The 842-nt window shown below is 43.9% G+C and carries 1 protein-coding gene; it reads left to right on the plus strand.

Features of this window, described 5'->3' with window-relative positions:
- Positions 1-842: hypothetical protein (locus tag HK417_RS27235; protein ID WP_222273387.1), on the plus strand; the 842-nt coding region annotated here is incomplete at both ends.

The raw sequence follows: 842 nt of genomic DNA on the forward strand, positions 1-842 counted from the left end.
CTTCTTAGCTCGTTACTACTCCATAGGTAAGACTTCTCAAATGTGCCAGAGTATAACAAACTTTTCTCAAATTGAGGGAGAGTCTTTCTATGAGTCTTGGGAGAGATTAAAGGAATTGCTTAGACTTTGCCCACACCATGATATCCCTAGGTGGATTATTGTTCAATCATTCCTCAAAGGGTTGAGAGAAAAGGATAGGCAACTAGTCAATTCCGCATGTGGTGGGTCCGTTTTAAGAAAAAGTGATGATGAGATTTGGGCCTTGTTTGGGAGTATGAGTGAGGACTCTTACCAAATGGAGTCCATGGGATTGTCTGAGAGAGAGAAAACTGCTCCAACACACTCTTCTTCATCTAAGAAGGGGGGTATCTATGAAGTTGAACAAACATCCTCATCCAATCAAAACATAGATGTGTTGACCAAAAAATTAAACCAACTCATAGCTCTCCATGAGAAGTCCTCCAAGGCCATAGTCAATTCTGTGACTGAATCTTGCTCCATTTGTTCTGACCCTACCCATGACACTTTGTCGTGTCCCTTGGCGGGGCAATACCCCGAGTATGTACATGAGTATGTCAATGCCGCCCAAGGGTATGTACCTCAAAGGAGTGACCCTTACTCTAACACTTACAACCCCGGGTGGGCGAACCATCCCAATTTTAGGTGGAGTCAACAATTACCTCCAAGGCCTCCAACTCAACCTTCCCAACCTATGAGACCTAATTACCAAGGACCCAATCAAGGTATGGTTGTTCCCTATAGGCAATCTTCACCCCAAAATCAATATCAATCTCAAGGCACAATGGTGCCTCACTCTCAATCTCAACCACCTTACAACCAAC

This window comes from Modestobacter marinus (genome assembly GCF_019799945.1).
Classification (GTDB): domain Bacteria; phylum Actinomycetota; class Actinomycetes; order Mycobacteriales; family Geodermatophilaceae; genus Modestobacter; species Modestobacter marinus_B.